Consider the following 21629-nt stretch of genomic DNA (forward strand, 5'->3'; position numbering starts at 1 on the left):
CAATGTTTCCCTGCACACGTTTTTGTGACTGGGAAAACATCAGAAAAGGGCGGTCACCCGCCCCTTTTTGGATTCGACGAAGCCAACAATCAAACGGCCGCCAGCGCCTGTGTCAGGTCGGCTATCAGATCGTCCGGGTGCTCGACGCCGATAGACAGCCTGACCGTGGTCTCAAGCACGCCGATACGCTGGCGCACGTCGAAGGGAATGCCGGAGTGCGTCATAGCCGCCGGATGGCTGGCCAGCGACTCCGTTCCGCCGAGGCTCACCGCCAGCTTGAAGATCTGCAACCCGTTGAGAAAGGCGAAAGCTGCCTTCTGCCCGCCCCTGATATCGAACGAGAAAGTCGAGCCGGCGCCGGTGCACTGTGCGAGATAGGCGCGACCCGCTTGCGTATCCTCGCCCAGGAACGGCAGGTAGTGCACTTTTTCGACCTTGGCGTGATCGCGCAGGAACTCGGCGATCATGCGTGCATTGTCGTTTGCCCGCTCCATGCGGATCGACAGCGTCTCCAGCGAGCGGCCGAGCATCCAGCAGGAATGTGGGTCGAGCTGCGTGCCGATCGCGCCGCGCAGCGCCTTGATCGGCTTGGTGACCGCCTTGCTGCCCATGGCCGCACCTGCGATCAGGTCGGAATGGCCGCCGACATATTTGGTCAGCGAATAGACGGAAACGTCGGCGCCGTGTTCGATGGGCCTCTGGAACACCGGGCCGAGCAGCGTGTTGTCGCAGACGACGATCGGCGTCGATCCTTGCCTCGCGCCGATCTCGTCGGCGATCTTCCGTATCAGCGCGATATCGACCAGGCTGTTGGTCGGATTTGACGGCGTCTCGATCAGGATCACCGAGACGCGGCCTTTCGCGCCGGCAGCTTCGGCAGCCGCGCGCACCGCCGTCTCGTCGACGCCGTCCGCGAAGCCGACAGCGCCGATGCCGAAGCCGGAAAGGGTGCGCGTCAACAGCGTCTCGGTGCCGCCATAGAGCGGCTGCGAATGCAGGATGACGTCGCCCGGACGAGCATAGGCAAGCAACGTCGTAGCGATCGCCGACATGCCTGATGAAAACAGGATGCAGGCGTCGGTCCCCTCATAGATCGCCAGCCGGTCTTCGACGATCTCTGAGTTGGGATGGTTGAAGCGCGAATAGACCAGACCGGACGCCGTGCCGCTCGGCGGCTCCTTGCGGCCGGACGTGTAATCGAAGAAATCGCGTCCCTCTTCCGCCGATTTGAACACGAAGGTCGAGGTCAGGAACACCGGCGGCTTGACGGCGCCTTCCGACAGTTGCGGATCGAAGCCATAGCTCAGCATCAGCGTCTCCGGATGGAGCTTGTGGTTGCCGATATGGGTTTTCGACGGGCGTGGCGCGGGCATGGCTTTTTCCTGCTTCTCGAGTGATGTCGCGCGGCAATTTATGCGATCTCCAGCATGCAGTCCTTGCTATTTCTGGGCTGTCATGGCTGCATTCGCGCAACGAATTGCTGAAAGAGCGCAAAAATGCAGCAGAAGATAGCCGACGATTTCGACCGCAAGATCCTGCATGAACTGCGGGCCGACGCGCGCATCACCAACAACGAGCTTGCCGAGCGTATCGGCCTGTCGCCGTCGCCTTGCCTCAGGCGCGTGCGGCGGCTTGAGGAAACCGGTGTCATCAGGGGCTACACCACGCTGGTCGATCCAGCCGCCTTCGGCTGGAGCATGGTTGCCATCGCCACCGTCCGGCTCAGCCGCCAGAACGAAGACGAGATCGTCATGTTCGAGGACGCGATCCGCGGTTGGGAAGAGGTGCTGGAATGCCACCTCGTGACGGGCTCGCGCGACTATGTGCTGAAGGTGGTGACGGGCAGCCTCGAACAGTACGAGCGCTTCATCAAGGAAAAGATCGCGCGGCTGAAATGCGTCGCCTCGATCGAGACCAGCTTCGTCATGAACACTATAAAGGAACGGCGCCTCTGACACTTGGCCAGAGGCGCCGTTTTCAAAATCGGAATACTACCAGGCTTATTTGATCGCCTTGTCGGTGATGGCGGTCGTGTAGGCGCCGGTCGGCTCCTTGGTGATGATCTTCTGGTCGAGCAGCGCCTTGGCGGTGCGTTCGTAGGTCGCCGGATCGAGCTTGCCGTCGGCATTGTCGATCAGCTTGGCGACTTCGCCCATCATGCGCTTCTGGTGGTTCTCGTCCTGGCCGCCACCGTCCATGACGATGCCTGCCGCCTCGTCATTGTTGTCGACGGCGTATTTCCAGCCCTTCATAGAAGCACGCACGAAACGCACCATCTTGTCCTCGAAAGCCGGGTCCTTGAGCTTGTCTTCCGAGGCATAGAGCCCGTCCTCGAGCAGGTCGTTGCCCATGGCCGAGTAGTTGAACACGGTCAGCTGATCCGGCTTGTAGCCGGCATCGATGAGCTGCCAGTACTCGTTGTAGGTCATGACCGAGATGCAATCCGCCTGCTTCTGGATCAGCGGCTGCACGTCAAAGCTCTGCTTCAGCACGGTGACGCCATCGGCGCCGCCTTCGGTCTTCAGGCCAAGCTTGTTCATCCAGGCGTAGAACGGATATTCGTTGCCGAAGAACCAGACGCCGAGCGTATGGCCCTTGAAGTCGGCTTCGGTCTTGATCGGGCCGTCCTTCGGGCAGACCAGCTCCATGCCGGCCTTCTTGAACGGCTGGGCGATGTTGACCAGCGGCACACCCTTTTCGCGTGCGGCCAGCGCGCCGCCCATCCAGTCGACGATGACGTCGGCGCCACCACCGGCGATCACCTGCTCAGGCGCGATGTCGGGACCGCCCGGCTTGATGTCGACGTCGAGGCCTTCGGCCTCATAGAAGCCCTTGGCCTTGGCGACATAGTAGCCGGCGAACTGGGCCTGCGTGACCCATTTCAGCTGCAACGTCACCTTGTCGGCGGCCATTGCCTGGAACGCGGCAAGCGACATTGCGCCGGCCAGAACAGGAATAATCAGTTTTTTCATGTTTTTACCCTCTGAAGTTAACCCTAAACCCACCGCCCCTATCCACCACGGACAGAGGGATGCCAAAACGTGACGGCTCTCTCGAAAAGAGCGACCACGCCATAAAAGACCGAACCCGCAAGTGCTGCAACTGCGATTTCGGCCCAGACCATGTCGATGTTCATCCGCCCGACCTCGGTCGAAATGCGGAATCCCATGCCGACGACGGGCGTGCCGAAGAACTCGGCGACGATGGCGCCGATCAGCGCCAGCGTCGAATTGATCTTCAGCGCGTTGAAGATGAAAGGGGCGGCGGCCGGCAGCCGCAGCTTGAACAGCGTCTGCCAGTAGCCGGACGCATAGGTGCGCATCAGGTCGCGCTCCATATGGCCGGAAGCGGCAAGCCCCGCGACCGTGTTCACCAGCATCGGGAAGAAGGTCATGATGATGACGACGGCTGCCTTGGACGGCCAGTCGAAGCCGAACCACATCACCATGATCGGCGCGACGCCGATGATCGGCAGCGCCGAGACCATATTGCCGATCGGCAGCAGGCCGCGGCGCAGGAACGGCACCCGGTCGGCCGCAATGGCCACGAGGAAGCCTGTGCCGCTGCCCACGACATAGCCAAAAATTACCGCCTTGAAGATCGTCTGCCGCACGTCGGCGCCGAGCACCGGCAGTGAACCGGCGATGCGCGCGCCGATGGCGCTCGGCGGCGGCAGCAGGATGAAGGGGATGCCGGCGCCACGTGTGATCGCTTCCCAGAGGATCAGGATCCAGGCACCGAAGATGGCGGGGATGATCAGGCGAAGTGCCGTCTTCGCCCAATTCGCGACAGGGCGCAAGGACGACAGCACCGCCACGCAGCGCCATCCCAGAAGCCACGCAGCGGCGAGCACCAGGAAATACGGCGCCAGTGCCGTGCCTTCGAACCCGTTTATTCCCGTGATCAACAACCAGGCGGTGAGATGCGCGCCGACGAACAGCACCAGTGCTTCAACCACGGACGGCAGCTTGGTCATCGAGACAAACGCTGCGATGACAAGCAGGCCGTACATCAGCCCCTTCGTCACCAGGTAGGGATAGTCGAAGGACGCTTCGGGTTGCGCCAACGCCGCCGCTTCCGGCTTCGACATCGCGCCAAGCGCGATTGCAATCAGGCACAAGAGGATCGCCAGCACCGTCTGCCAGGAGGGTTTCAGCCAGTTCATGCCGGCCTCCCGCCCATGGCGCGGTCGACGAGGCGGCCGGCAATGCCGACCACCATGACCAGCAGTGCCGCCACCACCGAACCTGCAACCAGCGCCGACCAGATGTCGATGGACTGGCTGTAATAGGCGCCGGCGAGCAGTTTGGCGCCGATGCCGGCGACAGCACCCGTCGGCAGTTCGCCGACAATGGCGCCGACCAGGCTCGCGGCCACAGCCACCTTCATCGAGGTGAACAGGAACGGCACCGATGCCGGCACGCGCAACTTCCAGAAGGTCTGCGATGCACTGGCATTGTAGGTGTGCATCAGGTCGAGATGCATGAGTTCGGGCGAGCGCAGGCCTTTCACCATGCCCACTGTCACCGGGAAGAACGACAGATAGGTGGAGATCATCGCCTTCGGGATCAGCCCTGTAATGCCGACCGCCGCCAGCACGACAATGATCATCGGCGCCACCGCCAGGATGGGGATGGTCTGCGAGGCGATGATCCACGGCATCAGGCTGCGGTCGAGCGTCGCCACATGCACGATGCCCACCGCGATGATAATGCCGAGCGCGGTGCCGAAAGCGAAGCCGAGCAGCGTCGACGACAGCGTCACCCAGGCATTGTAGACGAGGCTGCGGTTCGAGGTGATGGGCCGAAGGAAAGTGTTTTCGAAGAAATTCACCGCCACCTGATGCGGCGCCGGCAGTGTCGGCTTCGGCTGCGACAGCGTCTTGCCGATGAGTTCGCTGAAGGTGGAGGTCTCATTGGCACGGCGGTCCAGATCGCGCTGGAACGGCGCGTTGAGGACAACGGCCATGACGTACCAGAGGACGACCACGCCCAAGAGGATCGAAGTCACGGGGATGAGCTTGTCACGGAAGCTATCCATGGGGCAGCCCTCGCAGGGAGGATGCTGACTTTCGCGTGGCCGCTCGCTTGCCAGCCCCCTCAATCATCGTAGCTATGCCCTGCCCGCAGCCCATCACGCACGCGCGCTGCGATCGCCAGAAACTCCGGCGTCTCGCGGATATCGAGCGGCCGCTTTTTCGGCAGCGTCGATTCGATGATGTCGCTGACCCGGCCCGGCCGCGGCGACATGACGACGATCCGCGTCGACAGATACACAGCCTCGGGAATGGAATGGGTGACGAAGCAGATGGTCTTGTTGGTCCGCTCCCAAAGTTCCAGCAGCTGTTCGTTGAGATGGTCGCGCACGATCTCGTCCAGCGCCCCAAACGGCTCGTCCATCAGCAAAAGGTCGGCGTCGAAGGCGAGCGCGCGGGCGATCGAGGCGCGCTGCTGCATGCCGCCGGAAAGCTGCCAGGGATACTTCTTCTCGAAACCGCTGAGATTGACGAGATCGAGCGTGCGCTTGATCCGCTCGACCTGCTCTGGCTTGGACAGGCCCATGATCTCCAGCGGCAGCCCCACATTGCGTTCGATCGTGCGCCACGGAAACAGCGCCGCCGCCTGGAAGACGTAGCCATAGGCACGCTTTTCGCGCGCCTGCTCGGGTGTCATGCCGTTGACCGAGATCGTCCCCGAGGTCGGCTTCTCCAGGTCGGCGATCACCCGCAGAAGAGTGGTCTTGCCGCAGCCGGAGGGCCCGATGAAGGACACGAATTCACCCTTGCCGATGGTCAGGTCGACATTGGACAGCGCCTGCACCGGACCGTCATTGGTCTGGAAGGTGAGGCCGAGTTTGCTTGCCGAAACGACGGCTGGCGAAGTCCCTGTCATCGGCTGCAGCCTGCCATTTCCCGCTGCTGCGACGCAGACTGAAATCCGATTGATTTTGCCCCGGTGTTGCTTTCCACTCGCCTTGCCCCATCAGATAGACGCCCGGAGTTACCCCGATGTCGCCCAAACCCACCTGTCATCTTATCCGTCCTGAAAGCGCTTACCAAGGTAAGCAGGGATTGACCTATCTCGCCGGCATTGCCACGGAGTCGGTCGGCTCCTCCGGCATCTGCATGCACGTGCTCACTATGCCGCCCGGCGCCCGCGCCAGGGCGCATCTGCATGAGAACCATGAAACGGCGATCTATGTGCTCTCTGGCGAAGTCCATACCTGGTATGGCGATCGGCTCGAAAACCACATCGTCGTCAAGGCCGGCGACCTCTTCTACATTCCCGCCGGCGTACCGCATCTGCCGGCCAATCTGAGCAACGCCCCGTCCTCGGCCGTCATTGCCCGCACCGATCCCAACGAACAGGAAAGCGTCGTCCTGCTGCCGGAACTGGATGCACTGGTCGCCTGAGGCCAGCGCCGGGGCAGAAGCCGTCATCGGCATCGGGACACTTCCCCCATGACATTGCCGTCCTCGTCGGCAATCACCAGTTTCTTGGCGTTCTTGGGGCTGCGCTTGATGGTGAACTGTATTGGCGATTTCCCATCCTCGCCCTCGGCTTCGCATAGTGTTTTCAGCACCAGCGAACCGTCCGGTTTCGTCTGCGTCTCGGTGACGGTGCAGGCGCTGGCCGCAGTGATCAGATCGGTGTTTGTCAACAGCAGCATGTCCTCGGCATAGACTTGCTGGCCGTTCTTGTTGATGCAGCCGGACTTGTTGCCATAGGGCTTGGACAGATCGATCGCCGCTGCCGAAGCCGACCCCGCCGCCAGCACGACCATCATCGAAATGGACAGACCAAAACCGCGCAAGCTCATCTCCCTGGTGCCCAAATTCACGAACATGATTGCAATGGCCCCATTTCTTCAAGGCCGGGAATGGTGACGAAGAAACCATCCTCACCCTTGTTGGTGACCACAATTGTTTCGGTCGTCGTCCCCGCCTCACCCTCGGCGGAACAGGTTGCATCAAGCGATTGGGCACCCGGTACTGAGGTCAATCGCTGCTCGAATCGGCAACCACTGCCATAGGTCTCGATGCCTTCGGCAGTCAGAACGATATAGGCGTCGCTGTCCTGATACCCGGCCTTGACGCCGGCACAGCCGACATCATTGCCCCAGGAGCCAGCCAGCACGCCAGCCGCGGTTGCCGGACCGGCGGCCATGATTGCTACCACCAGCGAGATGAGCGCTGCCTTGCTGGCCAAGCTCAGACCCCGGTCGCCGGAATGCCTGTACGCTCAACCTTGCGCGGCGCAGAAATTTCCTTCCAGGTCGACAGCGCCCGGTTGACTGCCGCATTCGGCTCGCGGCCGACGAATTCGCCATGGCCGGGCTTGGCCTTGACCTCGGCTTCCTGGATCGACAATTCGCCGCGCGAGAAGACGAAGCGCGGCAGGCCGGTCACCTCAAAACCTTCGAAGACGTTATAGTCGATCACCGATTGCTGCTTCTTGGCCGAGATCGTCTTCTTGCGCTTCGGATCCCAGACGACGAGGTCGGCGTCCGCCCCTTCGACGATGGCGCCCTTCTTCGGATACATGTTGAGGATTTTCGCAATGTTGGTCGAGGTCACCGCGACGAACTCGTTCATCGTCAACCGGCCGGTGATGACGCCGGTGGTCCACAGCACCGGCATGCGGTCCTCGAGCCCGCCGGTGCCGTTCGGGATCTTGGTGAAATCGCCGACGCCGTTGCGTTTCTGCTTGGTGGTGAAAGCGCAATGGTCGGTCGCCACCACTTGCAGCGATCCCGCCTGCAGGCCGGCCCACAGCGAATCCTGATGCAATTTGTTGCGGAAGGGCGGGCTCATCACGCGGCGTGCCGCATGGTCCCAGTCCTTGTTGAAATACTCGCTCTCGTCGAGCGTCAGATGCTGGATCAGCGGCTCGCCGAAGACACGCATGCCCTTCTGGCGCGCCCGGCGAATGGCTTCGTGCGCCTGCTCGCAGGAGACATGCACGATATAGAGCGGCACGCCGGCCATATCGGCGATCATGATGGCACGGTTGGCCGCCTCGCCTTCCACTTCCGGCGGCCGCGAATAGGCGTGCCCCTCAGGGCCGTTGTTGCCGGCGGCCAGCAGTTTTTGCGACAGCGCCGCCACCACGTCGCCATTCTCGGCATGCACCAGCGGCAGCGCGCCGAGATCGGCGCAGCGCTGGAACGACGCGTACATCTCGTCGTCGTCGACCATCAGCGCGCCCTTGTAGGCCATGAAATGCTTGAACGAGGTGATGCCCTTGTCGACGACGGTAGCCATCTCGTCGAACACCTGCTTGCCCCACCAGGTGATCGCCATGTGGAAGGAATAGTCGCAGGCCGCCTTCGAGGTCTTGTTGTCCCACATCTGCAAGGCTTCGAGCAGCGACTGCTGCGGCGACGGCAGGCAGAAATCGACCACCATCGTCGTGCCGCCGGCAAGGGCGGCGCGGGTGCCGGATTCGAAATCATCGGCCGAATAGGTGCCCATGAAGGGCATTTCGAGATGTGTGTGCGGATCGATGCCGCCGGGCATGATGTAGCAGCCGGTGGCGTCGAACTCGTGGTCGCCATGCAGGTCAGGCCCGATGGCGATGATCTTGCCGTGCTTGAACAGCACGTCGGCCTTCCAGGTGCGGTCGGCGGTAACGACGGTGCCGTTCTTGATGACTTTCGACATTTCTTGTTCCCCTGTTCTCTTCGCGCTTCTTTGCGAGCGGCGTTGGAATCCAGATTTCTAAGCTCACTCCACGATGATGGCCGTCTCCACCACCGCGTGGAATAGAACGTCGGCGCCGGCGCCGGCCCACTCCTTGGAGATGTCCTCAGCCTCGTTGTGTGACAACCCGTCAACGCAGGGGCACATCACCATGGCTGTCGGCGCAACGCGGTTGATCCAGCAGGCGTCATGGCCGGCGCCTGAGACGATATTGCGGTGGGAATAGCCGAGCCGGTCCGCGGCATCGCGGATCGCCTTGACGCAACCGGCGTCGAAGGTGACCGGATCGAAATGGCCGACCTGCTCGATCTTGTACTGGATGTCGAGCGCCTCGCAGACCGTGTCGATGCCTTCGCGGATGCGGCCGTCCATCGCGTCCAGCACTTCCTTTTCCGGCGAGCGGATGTCGACGGTGAAGACGGTGCGGCCGGCAATGATGTTGCGCGAGTTCGGAAAGACTTCCATGTGGCCGACAGCGCCGACTGCGTCCGGCTGATAGTCCATGGCAATCTCGTGCACGAGCTCGATGACGCGGGCCATGCCGAGACCAGCATTGCGGCGCTTCGGCATCGGCGTCGAACCGGTGTGCGCCTCCTTGCCGGTCAGCGTGACCTGCAGCCATTTCAACCCCTGGCCGTGGGTGACGACGCCGATATCGATGCCCTCATCCTCGAGGATCGGTCCTTGTTCGATATGCAGTTCGAAGAAAGCGTGGATCTTGCGATCGCCGACCTTCTCGGTGCCCTTCCAGCCGATGCGCTCCAGCTCCTCGCCGAATTTCTTGCCCTGCTTGTCGACATGTTGGTAGACGTCGGCCTGGTCGAGCACGCCGGCGAAAACGCCGGACGCCATCATCGCCGGGGCGAAGCGCGAACCTTCCTCATTCGTCCAGTTGGTGACGACGATCGGATGTTTGGTCTTGATACCGAGATCGTTGAGCGAGCGCACCACTTCCAGCCCGCCCAGCACGCCGAGCACGCCGTCATACTTGCCGCCGGTCGGCTGCGTGTCGAGATGGCTGCCGACATAGACCGGCGGCAGGCTGGGGTCGGTGCCTTCCCTACGGGCAAACATCGTGCCCATCTCGTCGAGGCCCATTTCGAGCCCCGCCGCTTCACACCAGCGCTTGAACAGGTGCCGGCCCTCGCCGTCCTCGTCGGTCACGGTCTGGCGATTGTTGCCGCCGGCAACGCCGGGGCCGATCTTCGCCATCTCCATGATGGAATCCCACAAACGGTCTGAATTGATTCGCAGATTCTCGCCGGGTGCGGCCATTCAAGATCCTCTCATTTCATTCACCCAAAAGGCGGCGGTTCCCGACGCCGCCCTTTGCCGTGATCAAGTCTAGTCGACCGCTCGCAGCACTTCACGCACGTGGTCGATCAATTCGTTGATCTGGCCCTTGGTGATGATCAGCGGCGGCGACAGCGCGATGATGTCGCCGGTGGTGCGGATCAGCGCGCCGCGCTCGAACGCCTTCACGAACGCCGAGAAGGCGCGCTTGGTCGGGCTGCCCGGGATGGGCGCCAGCTCGATCGCGCCGATCAGGCCGATGTTTCTGATGTCGATGACGTTCGGCTCGCCCTTCAGCGAATGCAGCGCATCTTCCCAATAGGGCGCCAGTTCCTCGCCGCGGGTCAGCAAGCCCTCTTCCTTGTAGGTGTCGAGGGTGCCGAGTGCCGCCGCGCAGGCGATCGGATTGCCCGAATAGGTGTAGCCGTGGAAGAACTCGATCATGTGCTCGGGGCCGGTCATGAAGGCGTCGTGGATTTCCTTCTTGACGAACACCGCGCCCATCGGGATGACGCCGTTGGAGACGCCCTTGGCGGTGGTCATGATGTCGGGCGTGACGCCGAAATAATCGGCGGCGAACGGCGTGCCGAGGCGGCCGAAGCCGGTGATGACCTCGTCGAAGATCAGCAAAATGCCGTGCTTGGTGCAGATTTCGCGCAGCTTCTGCAGATAGCCCTTCGGCGGCAGGATGACACCGGTGGAACCGGCGACCGGCTCCACGATGACGGCGGCGATGGTCGAGGCGTCATGCAGGGCGACGATGCGCTCCAGCTCGTTGGCCAGCTCCGCGCCATGCTCGGGCACACCCTTGGTGAACGCGTTCTTCTCCGGCAGATGCGTGTGCGGCATATGGTCGACGCCACCGAGCAGCGTGCCGAACATCTTGCGGTTGCTGACGATGCCGCCGACCGAGATGCCGCCGAAATTGACGCCGTGATAACCGCGCTCGCGGCCGATCAGGCGGGTGCGGGCGCCCTCGCCCCGGGCGCGATGGTAGGCGATCGCCATCTTCAGCGCCGTGTCGACCGATTCCGAACCGGAATTGGTGAAGAACACGTGGTCCATGCCCTTCGGAGCGATGTCGACCAGGCGGTTCGCCAGCTCGAACACGATCGGGTGGCCCATCTGGAAGGCCGGCGCATAGTCGAGCTCGGCGGCCTGCTGCTGGATCGCTTCGGTGATCTTCGGCCGGCAATGGCCGGCATTGACGCACCAGAGACCCGCGGTGCCGTCGAGCACCTTGCGCCCGTCGCTCGTCGTGTAATGCATGTCCTTGGCGGACACCATCATGCGTGGTGCCTGCTTGAACTGCCGGTTTGCCGTGAACGGCATCCAGAATGCGCTGAGATCGTTCGGCGTGACTTTCAGCCGGTTGGACATGACCAAGACTTCCCCTTGTAACCTGTTTCGCTGCGGCCAACGCTTGGTCTTTGTTGCGATTTCGTGCTACGCAAATTTTTGACCGATTGGACAAACGTTAGCACCGCCCTGTCGGCGGTCAAGGGATTACTAGCGGAAATGCGGCATCTGAAGTGCGCTCCACAGGTCAGGGAAAAACTGGTCCAGAGAATTGGTCCAGATTGCCCTGCAGCCCAAGGTCTGCCGGGGTGAGCGCCGATATGGACATCCCCGCCCCGCGCCGCACCCGCATCCAGCAGGAAAAGCGCGAACTCATCCTGGAGGCGGCGCTCGAGGTCTTCTCCACCAACGGGTTTCGCGGCTCCACCATCGACCAGATCGCCGAAGCCGCCGGCATGTCGAAACCGAACCTGCTTTATTATTTCCGCCGCAAGGAAGACATCCACGAGACGCTGATGGAGCGGTTGCTCGCCACCTGGCTGGCGCCACTGCGCGAACTCGACGATATCGGCGATCCGCTGACCGAATTGCGCAGCTACATCCGGCGCAAGCTCGAAATGGCGCGCGATTTTCCCAGGGAGAGCCGGCTGTTCGCCAACGAGATCCTGCAAGGCGCGCCGCGCATCATGCCGCTGCTGGAAGGCGAGCTGAAGACGCTGGTCGACGAGAAGGCTGGAGTCATCAAGGGCTGGATGCGCGCCGGCAAGATCGCCAAGACCGATCCCTGGCATCTGATCTTCTCGATCTGGGCAACGACCCAACACTATGCCGATTTCGACGTCCAGGTCCGCGCCGTGCTCGGCGCCGACCGCGGCGGCGACGGCCGCTTCGAGGATGCGGCAAGGTTTCTCGAACAGCTGTTCATCGACGGGCTGAAGCCGAAGGGCTGACAGTTCAAGCGCTGCGCCGCTCGACGGGCAGCGCGTCCACCAATGCCTGCAGTTTAGCGATCGAGTTCTGCTCGGCGAGCGGCGTGTAGACGATCAGCTTCATGTCCGAGCCGTCATCGATCGACAGGCTCATATGTTCGAATGTCATGGCGCCCGCGCTCGGATGCCGGACATGTTTCACTCCCGAAAATCGGCGCGCCACGTCGCGTTGCGGCCACCAGTCGCGAAACTCCGGGCTGGAGCGCGTCATCAGCGCGATCAGCCGCTCGAAATCCGCATCGCCGACATAGCGGGCGCTTTCCGCCCGGAACGAGGCCAGCACGGTGCGCGCCAACTGCTCCCAGTCGACCAGCAGGTGGCGATGGTGCGGATTGGTGAACACCATATGGACGATGTTGCGGGCGTCGCCCTCCAGCAAGCCATAGTCGCCGAACACCGCCACCGCCGCCGGATTCCAGGCCAGCACGTCCCAGCGTCGCCCGACGACATAGGCCGGTTGCAGCACCAGGGTTTGCAGCATGTGCAGCAAGGGGCCGTCGACCTTTTCCGGCGCAACCGTGCGACGCTCCGGCAATTGACGGCCAGCGAGAATGAACAGATGCCGCTTCTCGGCCGCATCGAGGCGCAGCGCCTCGCTGAGCGCCGCCAGCACCTCGACCGACGGCCGGACGTCGCGCCCTTGCTCCAGCCATGTGTACCAGGTGGTGCCGACACCGGCGATCATCGCCACTTCTTCGCGACGCAGGCCGGGTGTGCGTCGCCGCATGCCGGTTGCGATGCCGATGGCCGACGGCGTCAGCCTTTCGCGGCGCGAGCGCAGGAAGGCGCCAAGCTCGCGCCGGCGGCTGTCTTCGGCGGAGTGTGTCGGGGAATCCATGAGAGCTATTATAGCAGTATTGATACCAGGATAAAGTTTGAACTGTTTGGCTTACTTCGAACGCTCCATCTTGCGCTCAGAGCGATGGAGGCTCCGAGCATGGACATGAAAGACAAGACAATCCTCATTACCGGATCGACCGATGGCGTCGGCCGCGTCGTTGCGCGAAGGCTCGGCGCCGGCGGCGCCCGCGTCCTTGTGCATGGCCGCGACGCGACGCGCGGCAGGGCCGTCGTCGCCGAGATCGAAGCCGCTGGCGGCAAGGCCGAGTTTCTCGCCGCCGATCTTTCCTCATTGGCCGAGGTTCGGGGCCTCGCCGAGGCGGTGCGCGGAAAAACCAGCCGGCTCGACATCCTCATCAACAATGCCGGTATCGGCACGGCCGGCGTCAAACGACAGGTCAGCGCCGATGGCTACGAGCTGCGCTTTGCCGTCAATTATCTCGCCGGCTTCCTGCTGACCACGGAGCTTCTGCCACTGCTCGAGGCCAGCGCGCCGGCGCGCATCGTCAACGTCGCTTCGGCCGGCCAGCAGGCGATCGATTTCGGCGATGTCATGCTGACCCGTTCCTATGATGGCGTGCGCGCCTACTGCCAGGGCAAGCTGGCGCAGATCCTGTTCACCATCGATCTGGCTGAACAGCTCAAAGGCAGCGGCGTCACCGTCAACGCCCTGCATCCGGCGAGCTACATGGACACCACCATGGTCCGGCAGGCCGGCGTCACGCCATGGAGCTCGGTCGAGACCGGCGCCGACGCCATCCTCAATCTCGCAACGTCGCCTGACCTCGAAGGACGCAGCGGCCTCTATTTCGACGGCCTGAAGGAATCCCGCGCCGATGCGCAAGCCTATGACGTCAAAGCCAGACAGCAATTGCGCACTTTGAGCCTGGACCTCGTCGGCCTCGCCTCCGCACCATCGAAGGAACAGCATTCATGACCAAGACAATACAGCACACCGTCATCGTCGGCGGCTCATCCGGCATCGGCCTGGCGACCGCGCGAAAACTGCTTGGCCCCGAAATGAAGGTGACCATCACCGGCCGTAACCAGGACAAGCTCAACAGCGCCTGGAAGAGCCTTGGCGGCGCTGCCGAGAAGGCGGCGTTCGATGCCGCGAAACCGAACGAGGTCAACCAGTTCTTCGAGCGCCTCGGCCCCTTCGATCATCTTGTTCTGGCCGCCAGCGGCGGCAAGGGCCTAGGCCCCTTCCAGACGCTTGATCTGACCGATATCGGCAGTGGCGTCGACGAGAAAGTCCGGCCGCAATTGTCTTGCCTGCAGGCAGCCTTGCCGACGCTCAACAGATCAGGATCGGTGACCTTCATCTCGGCGGTATCGGCCCAGCTCGCGATGCCGGGCGTCGCCGGCATCGCCGCCATCAATGGCATGCTTTTGACCGTGGTGCCGATCCTGGCCGTGGAACTGAAGCCGTTGCGGGTCAATGTCGTGGCGCCGGGCGTCATCGACACGCCTTGGTGGGATTTTCTACCTGGGGAGCAGAGAGAAGCGATCTTTGCCGACTATGCCGGCAGGACACCGGTGGGCCGTGTCGGCCGCGCCGAGGACGTGGCCGATGCCATCGCCTTCCTGGTTTCAAACGGCTTCGTCGCCGGCCAGGTGCTGACTTGCGATGGCGGCCTGCGATTTGCGGCTTAGAGCCGCGCAAGACGGCGGCGGCCGCAAAGCCGCCGCCGGTTTTGTCAAACAGCCTGCGCGATCAGCGTCAGAAAACCACCGCCCAGCGCGACATTGCCGACAAAGCCGTTGATGCGCGCGGCGCGGTCCGGACCCTGATGATCCCAGAAATTGTGGAACATCGGCGTGGCAACGATGAGGAACACGACCAGCACCGCCGCGGCGATTGCCGTCCAGAGGCCGGCGATCACCAGAACACCGGCGGCGATCTGCAGGACAATGCCGGCCCACAGCGCCAACCGCGCCTGCGGCACGCCGCGCGCCGCTATCAGCTGGGTCAGGAAGGCGGCGTTCTGGATGTTGCGCAGGCCGGCAAGACAAAAGCGCCGCCGAGCAACAGGCGGCCGAGAAACAACAAGGTCGAAGGCAAATCGACAGGCATCAAACTCTCCCTTCAAAAAAAGGTGGGGCACCGCCTCTCGATGGCGCCCCAAACACGATCGGACAATCAGGCAGCCTTGGCCGCCGGCATCGGATGAATGGCGTGGAACGGGATGCACAGCCGGTTCCAGGTGTTGATCATGCCGAGCGCCACCGACAGCTTGACCAGTTCCTCTTCCGAGAAATGCTCCAGCGTCCTGGCATAGAGTTCGTCCGGGACGCCGCCATCGGCGATCTTCGTCACGGCTTCGGTCCAGGCGAAGGCGGCACGCTCGCGCTCGGAAAACAGCGGCGATTCCTTCCAGGCCGAAACCAGGTAGAGACGTGTCTCGGCCTCGCCGTCGCGACGCGCCTCGCGGCTGTGCATCTCGACGCAGAACGAGCAGCCATTGATCTGCGACGCCCGCAATTTGATCAGGTGCAGCAGGCCCACTTCGAGCCCGCACTCGTCCACCGCCTTGTTGAGCGCCGACACCGCCTTCATGATTTCCGGTGCCTTGGCGAAAAATTGCAACCTCTGTTTCATCGTCTTTCCTTTCACAGCTCTCTGGCGGGGGGTTAAACTTGCTTGGTCGAAGCGGATTTCTGCGGCCGCTGATGGCGTGCGACAAAGGCGCAACTGGCGGCAAACGACCTTGGATCGCCCTCCGTTTCGTAGTCAGCCACGATGTCGGACAACCGGGTTTCAGCGAGAGCTGCGCGATAGGCGCGTTCGGCCTTGAGCATCGCGGCGTTGATGCCGCACGGCTTCACATAGGCCGAAGCATCGATCTTGACCGGACCGCGCTGGCGGATCTCGCCGCAACGGAAGGCCGGCTCACGGCCCTCGACGGCGAGTACGATATCGAGCAGCGTGATGCGCTCGGCCGGCCGCGCCAGCCGGTAGCCGCCGGCCGGCCCCGGCACCGATTCCAGGATGCGCGCCGCGCTGAGCTGGTTGAGATGCTTCAGCAGATAGCTCGGCGACAGGCCGAAGCACTCCGCCAAGGCTGCGCCCGGCATGGTGCTGTTGCCCTCCACGCTGGCCAGCGTGGCCGCACAATGGATGGCCGCTTCAACCCCCTCGCCCAGCTTCATGGTGTTGCTCTCCAATTCATAGATACATCTTATCGTGGATAGTTTTTATCTGCAATAGGAAAAAGAAAAACGGCGCCCGAAGGCGCCGCTTTTTTCGTCGAATGACGGACCTATTCCGCCGCCACCTTGGCCATCGGATTGTTCGGGTGCGTCGTCCAGTTGGCATAGATCGGCGACACCGGCTTGCCGGTGCGCTGGTCCATCACGCCGACGGCCAGCGGTTCCATGGTGATGCAGTTCTCCACGGGGCAGACATTGACGCACAGATTGCAGCCGACGCATTCCGCCTCGATCACTTCAAAGTGCCTCTTGCCGTCGACCATGTTGGTGATCGCCTGGTGCGAGGTGTCCTCGCAGGCGATATGGCAGCGGCCGCATTTGATGCAGGCGTCCTGGTCGATATGCGCCTTGGCGATGTAGTTGAGGTTGAGATACTGCCAGTCGGTAACGTTGGGCGTGGCGCGGCCAATGATGTCATCGAGCGTGGCGTGGCCTTTCTCGTCCATCCAGTTTTCCAGGCCGGCGATCATCTCCTGCACGATCTTGAAGCCGTACGTCATCGCCGCCGTGCACACCTGCACATTGCCGGCGCCGAGCGCCATGAATTCGGCGGCATCGCGCCAGGTGGTGATGCCGCCAATGCCGGAGATCGGCAGGCCATGCGTTTCCGGATCGCGTGCGATCTCGGCCACCATGTTCATGGCGATCGGCTTCACCGCCGGGCCGCAATAGCCGCCATGCGAGCCCTTGCCGTCGATCGTCGGCTCAGGCGCAAAACTGTCGAGATTGACGCCGGTGATCGAATTGATGGTGTTGATCAGCGACACCGCATCGGTGCCGCCGGAAAGTGCTGCACGCGCCGGCTTGCGCACATCGGTGATGTTGGGCGTCAGCTTGGTGATGACAGGCATGCGGGTGTTGGCCTTGCACCAGCGCACCACCATTTCGATGTATTCCGGCACCTGGCCGACGGCAGCACCCATGCCGCGTTCCGACATGCCGTGCGGGCAGCCGAAATTGAGTTCGATGCCATCGGCTTCGGTCTCCTCGACCACCGGCAAAATCGCCTTCCAGGCATCCTCGACGCAGGGCACCATCAGCGAGACGACGATGGCGCGGTCGGGCCAGTCCTTCTTGACCTGCTTGATCTCGCGCAGATTGACCTGCAGGTCGCGGTCGGTGATGAGCTCGATGTTGTTCAGGCCGAGCAGGCGGCGGTCGGCACCCCATATCGCGCCATAGCGCGGGCCGTTGACATTGACCACCGGCGGGCCTTCCTCGCCCAGCGTCTTCCACACCACGCCGCCCCACCCCGCCTTGAAGGCGCGGATGACGTTGTAGGCCTTGTCGGTCGGCGGCGCTGAGGCCAGCCAGAATGGATTGGGCGATTTGATACCGACGAAATTGTTGCGGATGTCTGCCATGCTCATGCCCTCCCGTTCGAGGTCAGTGCCCGGTTGATCGATTCAGCCGCGTCGCGGCCTTGCGCCACGGCCGAGACAGTGAGGTCGTCACCGCCGAAGATGCAGTCGCCGCCGGCCCAGACATTGGCGAGCGAGGTGCGGCCTTCAGCGTCGACCCTGATGCGGCCGGCTTCGAGCGCGATCTCAGCGCCGCTGCCGTTGAGCGCGGCCGGCACAAAGCTTTGGCCGATCGCCTTGAACACCTGATCGGCAACCAGCGTCAGCCGCTCGCCGGTGCCGGCAAGCTTATCGCCGTTCATCGCCGTGTATTCGAGCTCGATGCCCGACACCTTGCCGCCATCGGCGATAACCCGCTTCGGCTGCAGCCAGTGGCGGATCGTGACGCCATTGGCAGCAGCCAGATCCTGTTCGAACCCGGAGGCATTCATGTGCTCCTGGCCGCGCCGGTAGCAGATCGTCACTTCCTCGGCGCCGAGCAGCTTCGACTGCACGGCGGCGTCGATCGCCGTCATGCCGCCGCCGATGACGACGACGCGCCGGCCGACCGGCAGGCCGGAGAGATCGCTGGCCTGACGCAGCTCCGAAATGAACTCCACGGCGTTGGTGACGCCATCGGCGTCCTCGCCATCGGCGCGCAGCGCATTGACGCCGCCAAGCCCCATGCCGAGAAACACCGCGTCGTAATTCCGGGTCAGGTCCGACAGCTGGTAGTCGCGGCCGAGCACCTTGCCGTTCTGGATATCGATGCCGCCGACCGCGGTAACATAGTCGACCTCGGCCTGGGCGAAATTGTCGATGCTCTTGTAGGCGGCGATGCCGTATTCATTGAGGCCGCCGGCCTTCGGGCGGGCTTCCAGGATGGTCACGTCGTGGCCATGGCGCGCGAGCCTGTGCGCGGCAGCAAGCCCGGCCGGTCCGGCACCGACCACGGCGACTGTCTTGCCGGTCGAGGCGGCACGCGGATAAAACTGCTTGTTCTCGGCCATGGCGACATCGGTGGCGTAGCGCTGCAGCCGGCCGATCTGCACCGGCTTGCCTTCGGCGACTTCACGCACGCAGACCTCTTCGCACAAAGTCTCGGTCGGGCAGACACGGGCGCACATGCCGCCCAGAATATTCTGGTCGAAAATCGTCTTGGCCGAGCCGATCGGGTTGCCCGTCGAGATCTGGCGGATGAACAACGGAATGTCGATCGAGGTCGGGCATGCGTTCATGCACGGCGCATCGTAGCAGAAGTAGCAGCGGTCGGATTCGACCAGCGCCTCGTGATGATCGAGCGGCGGATGCAGGTCGGAGAAATTGTCGGCATATTGCTCGGGCGAAAGCCGGCCGCCGGCAATGCCCTCTTTGAACTGGCCTTCTGGCATCGTCAGTTCCCCTTGTTTTCGTTTTGGGGAAGGCTAGCACGTTTTATTTTTTTATCAATTGGTCAATTTTCGACACAAGGTGTTGAAAAATCTCGATAATAACATGATTTTTTTACTCATGTTATGCATGGCTACTGCATCCACAGCGAGGCTAATGGCCTGGCTAGAGAGCGCGGCCATGGATCGAGCTGATCTCCTCAGCAACCAGCTGCTGCAACCGCCACAGATTGCGGTCATGGATGCCGAATTCCTCGAGATGGCTGACCGTGTTGTAGAGATATTCGGCGCCCGATCCGACATGACCGCAGGCTCTGGCCAGCACCCGCGCCACGGTATCCAGCGGCTGCCCGAGTGAGGTTCCCCTGCCGGTCACCCCGACCCAGAAGCCGAGCGCCCGCACCACCCCTTGAGCCGTGCGCACCGGAACCCACCGGACCGAGCTGAAACTCTCATGGTCGTCGATCTCGCGCCGCAACAGTCTTTCGATCTGCTCTGGCTTGTCGCCGTCGGGCAGGCGGTAGATGACGCCATCGCATCGCCCGCCGCGTTCGAGAGCCATCATCAGCCCCGGCTGCGCCGCGGTGCCGCGCCAGCGCACCATGTCGAGACAAAACGAGCGATGCCAGCCGAAGGCGGTGGCGCGCTGCCGTTCGACGGACTCGAAGGCCGGCTTCCAGATCAGCGAGCCATAGGCGAATACCCACAGAGGTCCCTCGTCTGCTTCATCAGACAGCCGCAAGGCAAGGGCCCGGTAATCCTCATCATTCAACTGCGTCCAGCTGCCATCGGGACCGGGATCGGCCTCCTCCCGATGGCACAGTGCGACAAGCTCCGAAGTGAGCGACATTTGACGATGCATGGAACGACAACCCCCGTTGGCGCCAGAAAAGGTGAAAACCACAAGGCGCGCAAGCCGTGGAACGCTTGTGAACGCACCGTCATTATTGTGTAGCCGGTGTCGGAATAGCATCGCGAAGAACGTCCTGGGATGGATCACGCTTGATCGACGCCTGGAAACCATAGGGAGACCGATAATGCCAAAATCCCCGATGCCCTTCTTCTGGTATGAGTTGATGACCACCGATCTCGATGCCGCCGAGGCGTTTTACACGACGGTGGTCGGCTGGAGGGCCGAGCCCTTCGACAAGGCGCCCGGCATGCCGCGCTACATCGTGGTGAATTCCGGCGAGCGTGGCGTCGGCGGGCTGATGACGATGCCCGAGGATGCCGCCAAGATGGGCATGCCGCCGGCCTGGGTCGGCTACATCCACACCAGGGATGTCGATGCCTCGACGAAATCGTTGGAGAAAGCCGGCGGCAAGGTTCACCGCCAACCCGATGACATTCCCGGTGTCGGCCGCTTCTCCGTCGTCGCCGATCCGCAAGGCGCGACGTTCATGTTCCTGCAGCCCAATGGTCCCGACCAGCCCATCGTGCCGGCCACCACGCCGGGCCATGTCGGCTGGCATGAGCTCTATGCCTCGGACCGGGAGGCGGCCTTCGATTTCTATTCCAGCCAGTTCGGCTGGACCAGCGCCGGCAATTTCGACCTCGGCGAGATGGGCATGTATCAGACCTTTGCGGCCGGCCCTGAATCCGGCGGCGGCATCATGAACAAGCCTGCGCAGCTTCCGGTGCCGGTCTGGCTGTTCTACTTCAACGTCGATGCATTCGACGCCGCCGCCAAGCGCGTCACCGACAATGGCGGCAAGATCGTCATGGGTCCGATGCCGGTGCCGACTGGCCAATGGATCGCCCAGTGCACCGATCCGCAAGGCGCCTATTTCGCGCTGATCGCGCCGGGGCGCTGATCCCGCCCGATACTGTCACCCCTGACCAGCTCCCATCGCGCCGACCGGTGCGATGAGAGGGCACCAGCGTCTCATTCCGGCGCCAGCACCGCGACCTTGATGCTCTCGTCCTTGGCGCCGCTGAGCTGAATCGCGGCCGGACCGGCGGCCAGCTTGAAGCGCACGCTCTTGCGGATGCCGGGACAGGTCTTCACTCCGCTAAAACCTGATGACTTCATGGCATGGCCGTCCTGAACGACGTCGATCCAGGCCTCTCCGGACAGGGTGATCTGGAGCTCGCCTTCCGGTGGCACGGTCACGCTTGCCGTCGCGCCGAATGTGCCGGCCGCCGGTGCACGTTCCGGTGGCACGTCAAAGCTGATCGTGTCGACCGGCACCAGCGCCAGATCTGCAGCCTCGCCGGCCGCAAGGGACGCGCCGGACTGCGCGGCCGACGCTGCCGGAAACAATGCCTGCTCGCGTGTCACCGGCCATTTGAAGGCAGCACAGCCGGCGTCGGCGGCCATGGCGACGCTGGTGCCTGCAAGGATTGCGAACAGGCTGATGACGACTTTTTTCATGGCAGGGAACCCACATGGTTTGGAGTGTTGTCTACGCATTGGTACAACCATAGCGGTATGAATGCAACCATAGAGAGAAAGATGTGGAAGGTCAAATTGGGGATAAATCACCGATTGTTGATGGCAGGGCAAGGGAAGTGAATGGTCCATTGCCGGGTGATAATCTATGGCCGGACTGGGCGGGTTTAAAAT

General features: G+C 62.8%; 23 protein-coding genes and 1 pseudogene. 6 read left to right on the forward strand and 18 right to left on the reverse strand.

The window, feature by feature from the left end:
* Window positions 1-89: 89 nt before the first annotated feature.
* Window positions 90-1373 (reverse strand): cystathionine gamma-synthase family protein, encoded by a 1284-nt coding sequence (locus AC1DXU_RS01540; protein WP_477363469.1) that lies wholly within the window; start codon window positions 1371-1373, stop codon window positions 90-92.
* A 123-nt stretch (window positions 1374-1496) separates the two neighbouring features.
* Between AC1DXU_RS01540 and AC1DXU_RS01545 the strand changes: the two genes are divergently transcribed.
* Complete coding sequence (locus AC1DXU_RS01545; protein ID WP_477363472.1) at window positions 1497-1955, forward strand: Lrp/AsnC family transcriptional regulator; 459 nt, start codon at window positions 1497-1499, stop codon at window positions 1953-1955.
* A 45-nt stretch (window positions 1956-2000) separates the two neighbouring features.
* Here the strand turns inward: AC1DXU_RS01545 and AC1DXU_RS01550 are convergent, their stop codons facing one another.
* Genes AC1DXU_RS01550 through AC1DXU_RS01565 form a run of 4 tightly spaced genes read right to left on the reverse strand, consistent with a single transcriptional unit; the run spans window position 2001 to window position 5891 of the window.
* Window positions 2001-2972: an ABC transporter substrate-binding protein gene (locus tag AC1DXU_RS01550; protein ID WP_477363475.1), complete on the reverse strand. Its 972-nt coding sequence runs from the start codon at window positions 2970-2972 to the stop codon at window positions 2001-2003.
* A gap of 38 nt (window positions 2973-3010) precedes the next feature.
* The gene (locus AC1DXU_RS01555; protein ID WP_477363478.1) at window positions 3011-4165 is read right to left on the reverse strand and encodes an ABC transporter permease; all 1155 of its coding nucleotides are present in this window, start codon (window positions 4163-4165) and stop codon (window positions 3011-3013) included.
* Complete coding sequence (locus AC1DXU_RS01560) at window positions 4162-5040, reverse strand: ABC transporter permease (protein ID WP_477363481.1); 879 nt, start codon at window positions 5038-5040, stop codon at window positions 4162-4164. The genes AC1DXU_RS01555 and AC1DXU_RS01560 overlap by 4 nt, the downstream gene beginning before the upstream one ends.
* Before the next feature lie 59 nt (window positions 5041-5099).
* Window positions 5100-5891 (reverse strand): ABC transporter ATP-binding protein, encoded by a 792-nt coding sequence (locus AC1DXU_RS01565; RefSeq protein WP_477363484.1) that lies wholly within the window; start codon window positions 5889-5891, stop codon window positions 5100-5102.
* 116 nt (window positions 5892-6007) lie between these two features.
* Between AC1DXU_RS01565 and AC1DXU_RS01570 the strand changes: the two genes are divergently transcribed.
* A complete protein-coding gene (locus AC1DXU_RS01570) occupies window positions 6008-6412 on the forward strand; it encodes a cupin domain-containing protein (protein ID WP_477363487.1) in 405 nt (134 codons plus the stop codon).
* Window positions 6413-6435: 23 nt separating this feature from the next.
* Here the strand turns inward: AC1DXU_RS01570 and AC1DXU_RS01575 are convergent, their stop codons facing one another.
* The 5 genes from AC1DXU_RS01575 to aptA all read right to left on the reverse strand — a co-directional run bounded on the left by AC1DXU_RS01575 (window position 6436) and on the right by aptA (window position 11374).
* Entirely contained in the window at window positions 6436-6846 is a 411-nt protein-coding gene (locus AC1DXU_RS01575) for a hypothetical protein (RefSeq protein ID WP_477363490.1), read from the reverse strand.
* The gene (locus AC1DXU_RS01580; protein ID WP_477363493.1) at window positions 6837-7208 is read right to left on the reverse strand and encodes a hypothetical protein; all 372 of its coding nucleotides are present in this window, start codon (window positions 7206-7208) and stop codon (window positions 6837-6839) included. Before AC1DXU_RS01580 ends, AC1DXU_RS01575 begins: the two co-directional genes overlap by 10 nt.
* Window positions 7209-7210: 2 nt before the next feature.
* Entirely contained in the window at window positions 7211-8662 is a 1452-nt protein-coding gene (hydA, locus tag AC1DXU_RS01585; RefSeq protein WP_477363496.1) for a dihydropyrimidinase, read from the reverse strand.
* A gap of 63 nt (window positions 8663-8725) precedes the next feature.
* Window positions 8726-9976: a Zn-dependent hydrolase gene (locus AC1DXU_RS01590; protein ID WP_477363499.1), complete on the reverse strand. Its 1251-nt coding sequence runs from the start codon at window positions 9974-9976 to the stop codon at window positions 8726-8728.
* A 69-nt stretch (window positions 9977-10045) separates the two neighbouring features.
* Window positions 10046-11374 (reverse strand): omega-aminotransferase AptA, encoded by a 1329-nt coding sequence (aptA, locus tag AC1DXU_RS01595; RefSeq protein ID WP_477363502.1) that lies wholly within the window; start codon window positions 11372-11374, stop codon window positions 10046-10048.
* Window positions 11375-11613: 239 nt separating this feature from the next.
* On the opposite strand from aptA, the gene AC1DXU_RS01600 reads away from it, so the two are divergent.
* Window positions 11614-12243, forward strand: coding sequence for a TetR family transcriptional regulator C-terminal domain-containing protein (locus tag AC1DXU_RS01600; protein ID WP_477312193.1), 630 nt, complete (start codon window positions 11614-11616; stop codon window positions 12241-12243).
* 4 nt (window positions 12244-12247) lie between these two features.
* On the opposite strand, the gene AC1DXU_RS01605 is transcribed toward AC1DXU_RS01600, so the two are convergent.
* Window positions 12248-13120 carry a helix-turn-helix transcriptional regulator gene (locus tag AC1DXU_RS01605; RefSeq protein WP_477363505.1) on the reverse strand — a complete coding sequence of 291 codons (873 nt, stop codon included), beginning with the start codon at window positions 13118-13120 and terminating at the stop codon, window positions 12248-12250.
* 99 nt (window positions 13121-13219) lie between these two features.
* Between AC1DXU_RS01605 and AC1DXU_RS01610 the strand changes: the two genes are divergently transcribed.
* Both AC1DXU_RS01610 and AC1DXU_RS01615 read left to right on the forward strand, forming a co-directional pair.
* Window positions 13220-14059, forward strand: coding sequence for an SDR family NAD(P)-dependent oxidoreductase (locus tag AC1DXU_RS01610; protein WP_477363508.1), 840 nt, complete (start codon window positions 13220-13222; stop codon window positions 14057-14059).
* Entirely contained in the window at window positions 14056-14778 is a 723-nt protein-coding gene (locus AC1DXU_RS01615) for an SDR family oxidoreductase (RefSeq protein ID WP_477363511.1), read from the forward strand. The genes AC1DXU_RS01610 and AC1DXU_RS01615 overlap by 4 nt, the downstream gene beginning before the upstream one ends.
* 44 nt (window positions 14779-14822) lie before the next feature.
* On the opposite strand, the pseudogene AC1DXU_RS01620 reads toward AC1DXU_RS01615, so the two are convergent.
* The 6 genes and pseudogenes from AC1DXU_RS01620 to AC1DXU_RS01645 all read right to left on the reverse strand — a co-directional run bounded on the left by AC1DXU_RS01620 (window position 14823) and on the right by AC1DXU_RS01645 (window position 19913).
* A pseudogene (locus AC1DXU_RS01620) lies at window positions 14823-15199 on the reverse strand (DoxX family protein).
* Between the two features lie 66 nt (window positions 15200-15265).
* Entirely contained in the window at window positions 15266-15724 is a 459-nt protein-coding gene (locus AC1DXU_RS01625) for a carboxymuconolactone decarboxylase family protein (RefSeq protein WP_477363513.1), read from the reverse strand.
* A 32-nt stretch (window positions 15725-15756) separates the two neighbouring features.
* A complete protein-coding gene (locus AC1DXU_RS01630) occupies window positions 15757-16275 on the reverse strand; it encodes an RrF2 family transcriptional regulator (RefSeq protein WP_477363516.1) in 519 nt (172 codons plus the stop codon).
* 110 nt (window positions 16276-16385) lie between these two features.
* Window positions 16386-17699 carry an NAD-dependent dihydropyrimidine dehydrogenase subunit PreA gene (gene preA, locus AC1DXU_RS01635; protein WP_477363519.1) on the reverse strand — a complete coding sequence of 438 codons (1314 nt, stop codon included), beginning with the start codon at window positions 17697-17699 and terminating at the stop codon, window positions 16386-16388.
* A 2-nt stretch (window positions 17700-17701) separates the two neighbouring features.
* Entirely contained in the window at window positions 17702-19066 is a 1365-nt protein-coding gene (locus tag AC1DXU_RS01640) for an NAD(P)-dependent oxidoreductase (protein ID WP_477363522.1), read from the reverse strand.
* Between the two features lie 163 nt (window positions 19067-19229).
* On the reverse strand, window positions 19230-19913 hold the full coding sequence (locus AC1DXU_RS01645; protein ID WP_477363525.1) for a gamma-glutamylcyclotransferase: 684 nt from the start codon (window positions 19911-19913) through the stop codon (window positions 19230-19232).
* 187 nt (window positions 19914-20100) lie between these two features.
* Between AC1DXU_RS01645 and AC1DXU_RS01650 the strand changes: the two genes are divergently transcribed.
* The gene (locus AC1DXU_RS01650) at window positions 20101-20877 is read left to right on the forward strand and encodes a VOC family protein (RefSeq protein WP_477363528.1); all 777 of its coding nucleotides are present in this window, start codon (window positions 20101-20103) and stop codon (window positions 20875-20877) included.
* 71 nt (window positions 20878-20948) lie between these two features.
* Here the strand turns inward: AC1DXU_RS01650 and AC1DXU_RS01655 are convergent, their stop codons facing one another.
* Entirely contained in the window at window positions 20949-21437 is a 489-nt protein-coding gene (locus tag AC1DXU_RS01655; protein WP_477312204.1) for a hypothetical protein, read from the reverse strand.
* Between the last annotated feature and the right edge of the window lie 192 nt (window positions 21438-21629).

The sequence above is a fragment of the Mesorhizobium sp. P3_A10 genome (assembly GCF_056403175.1).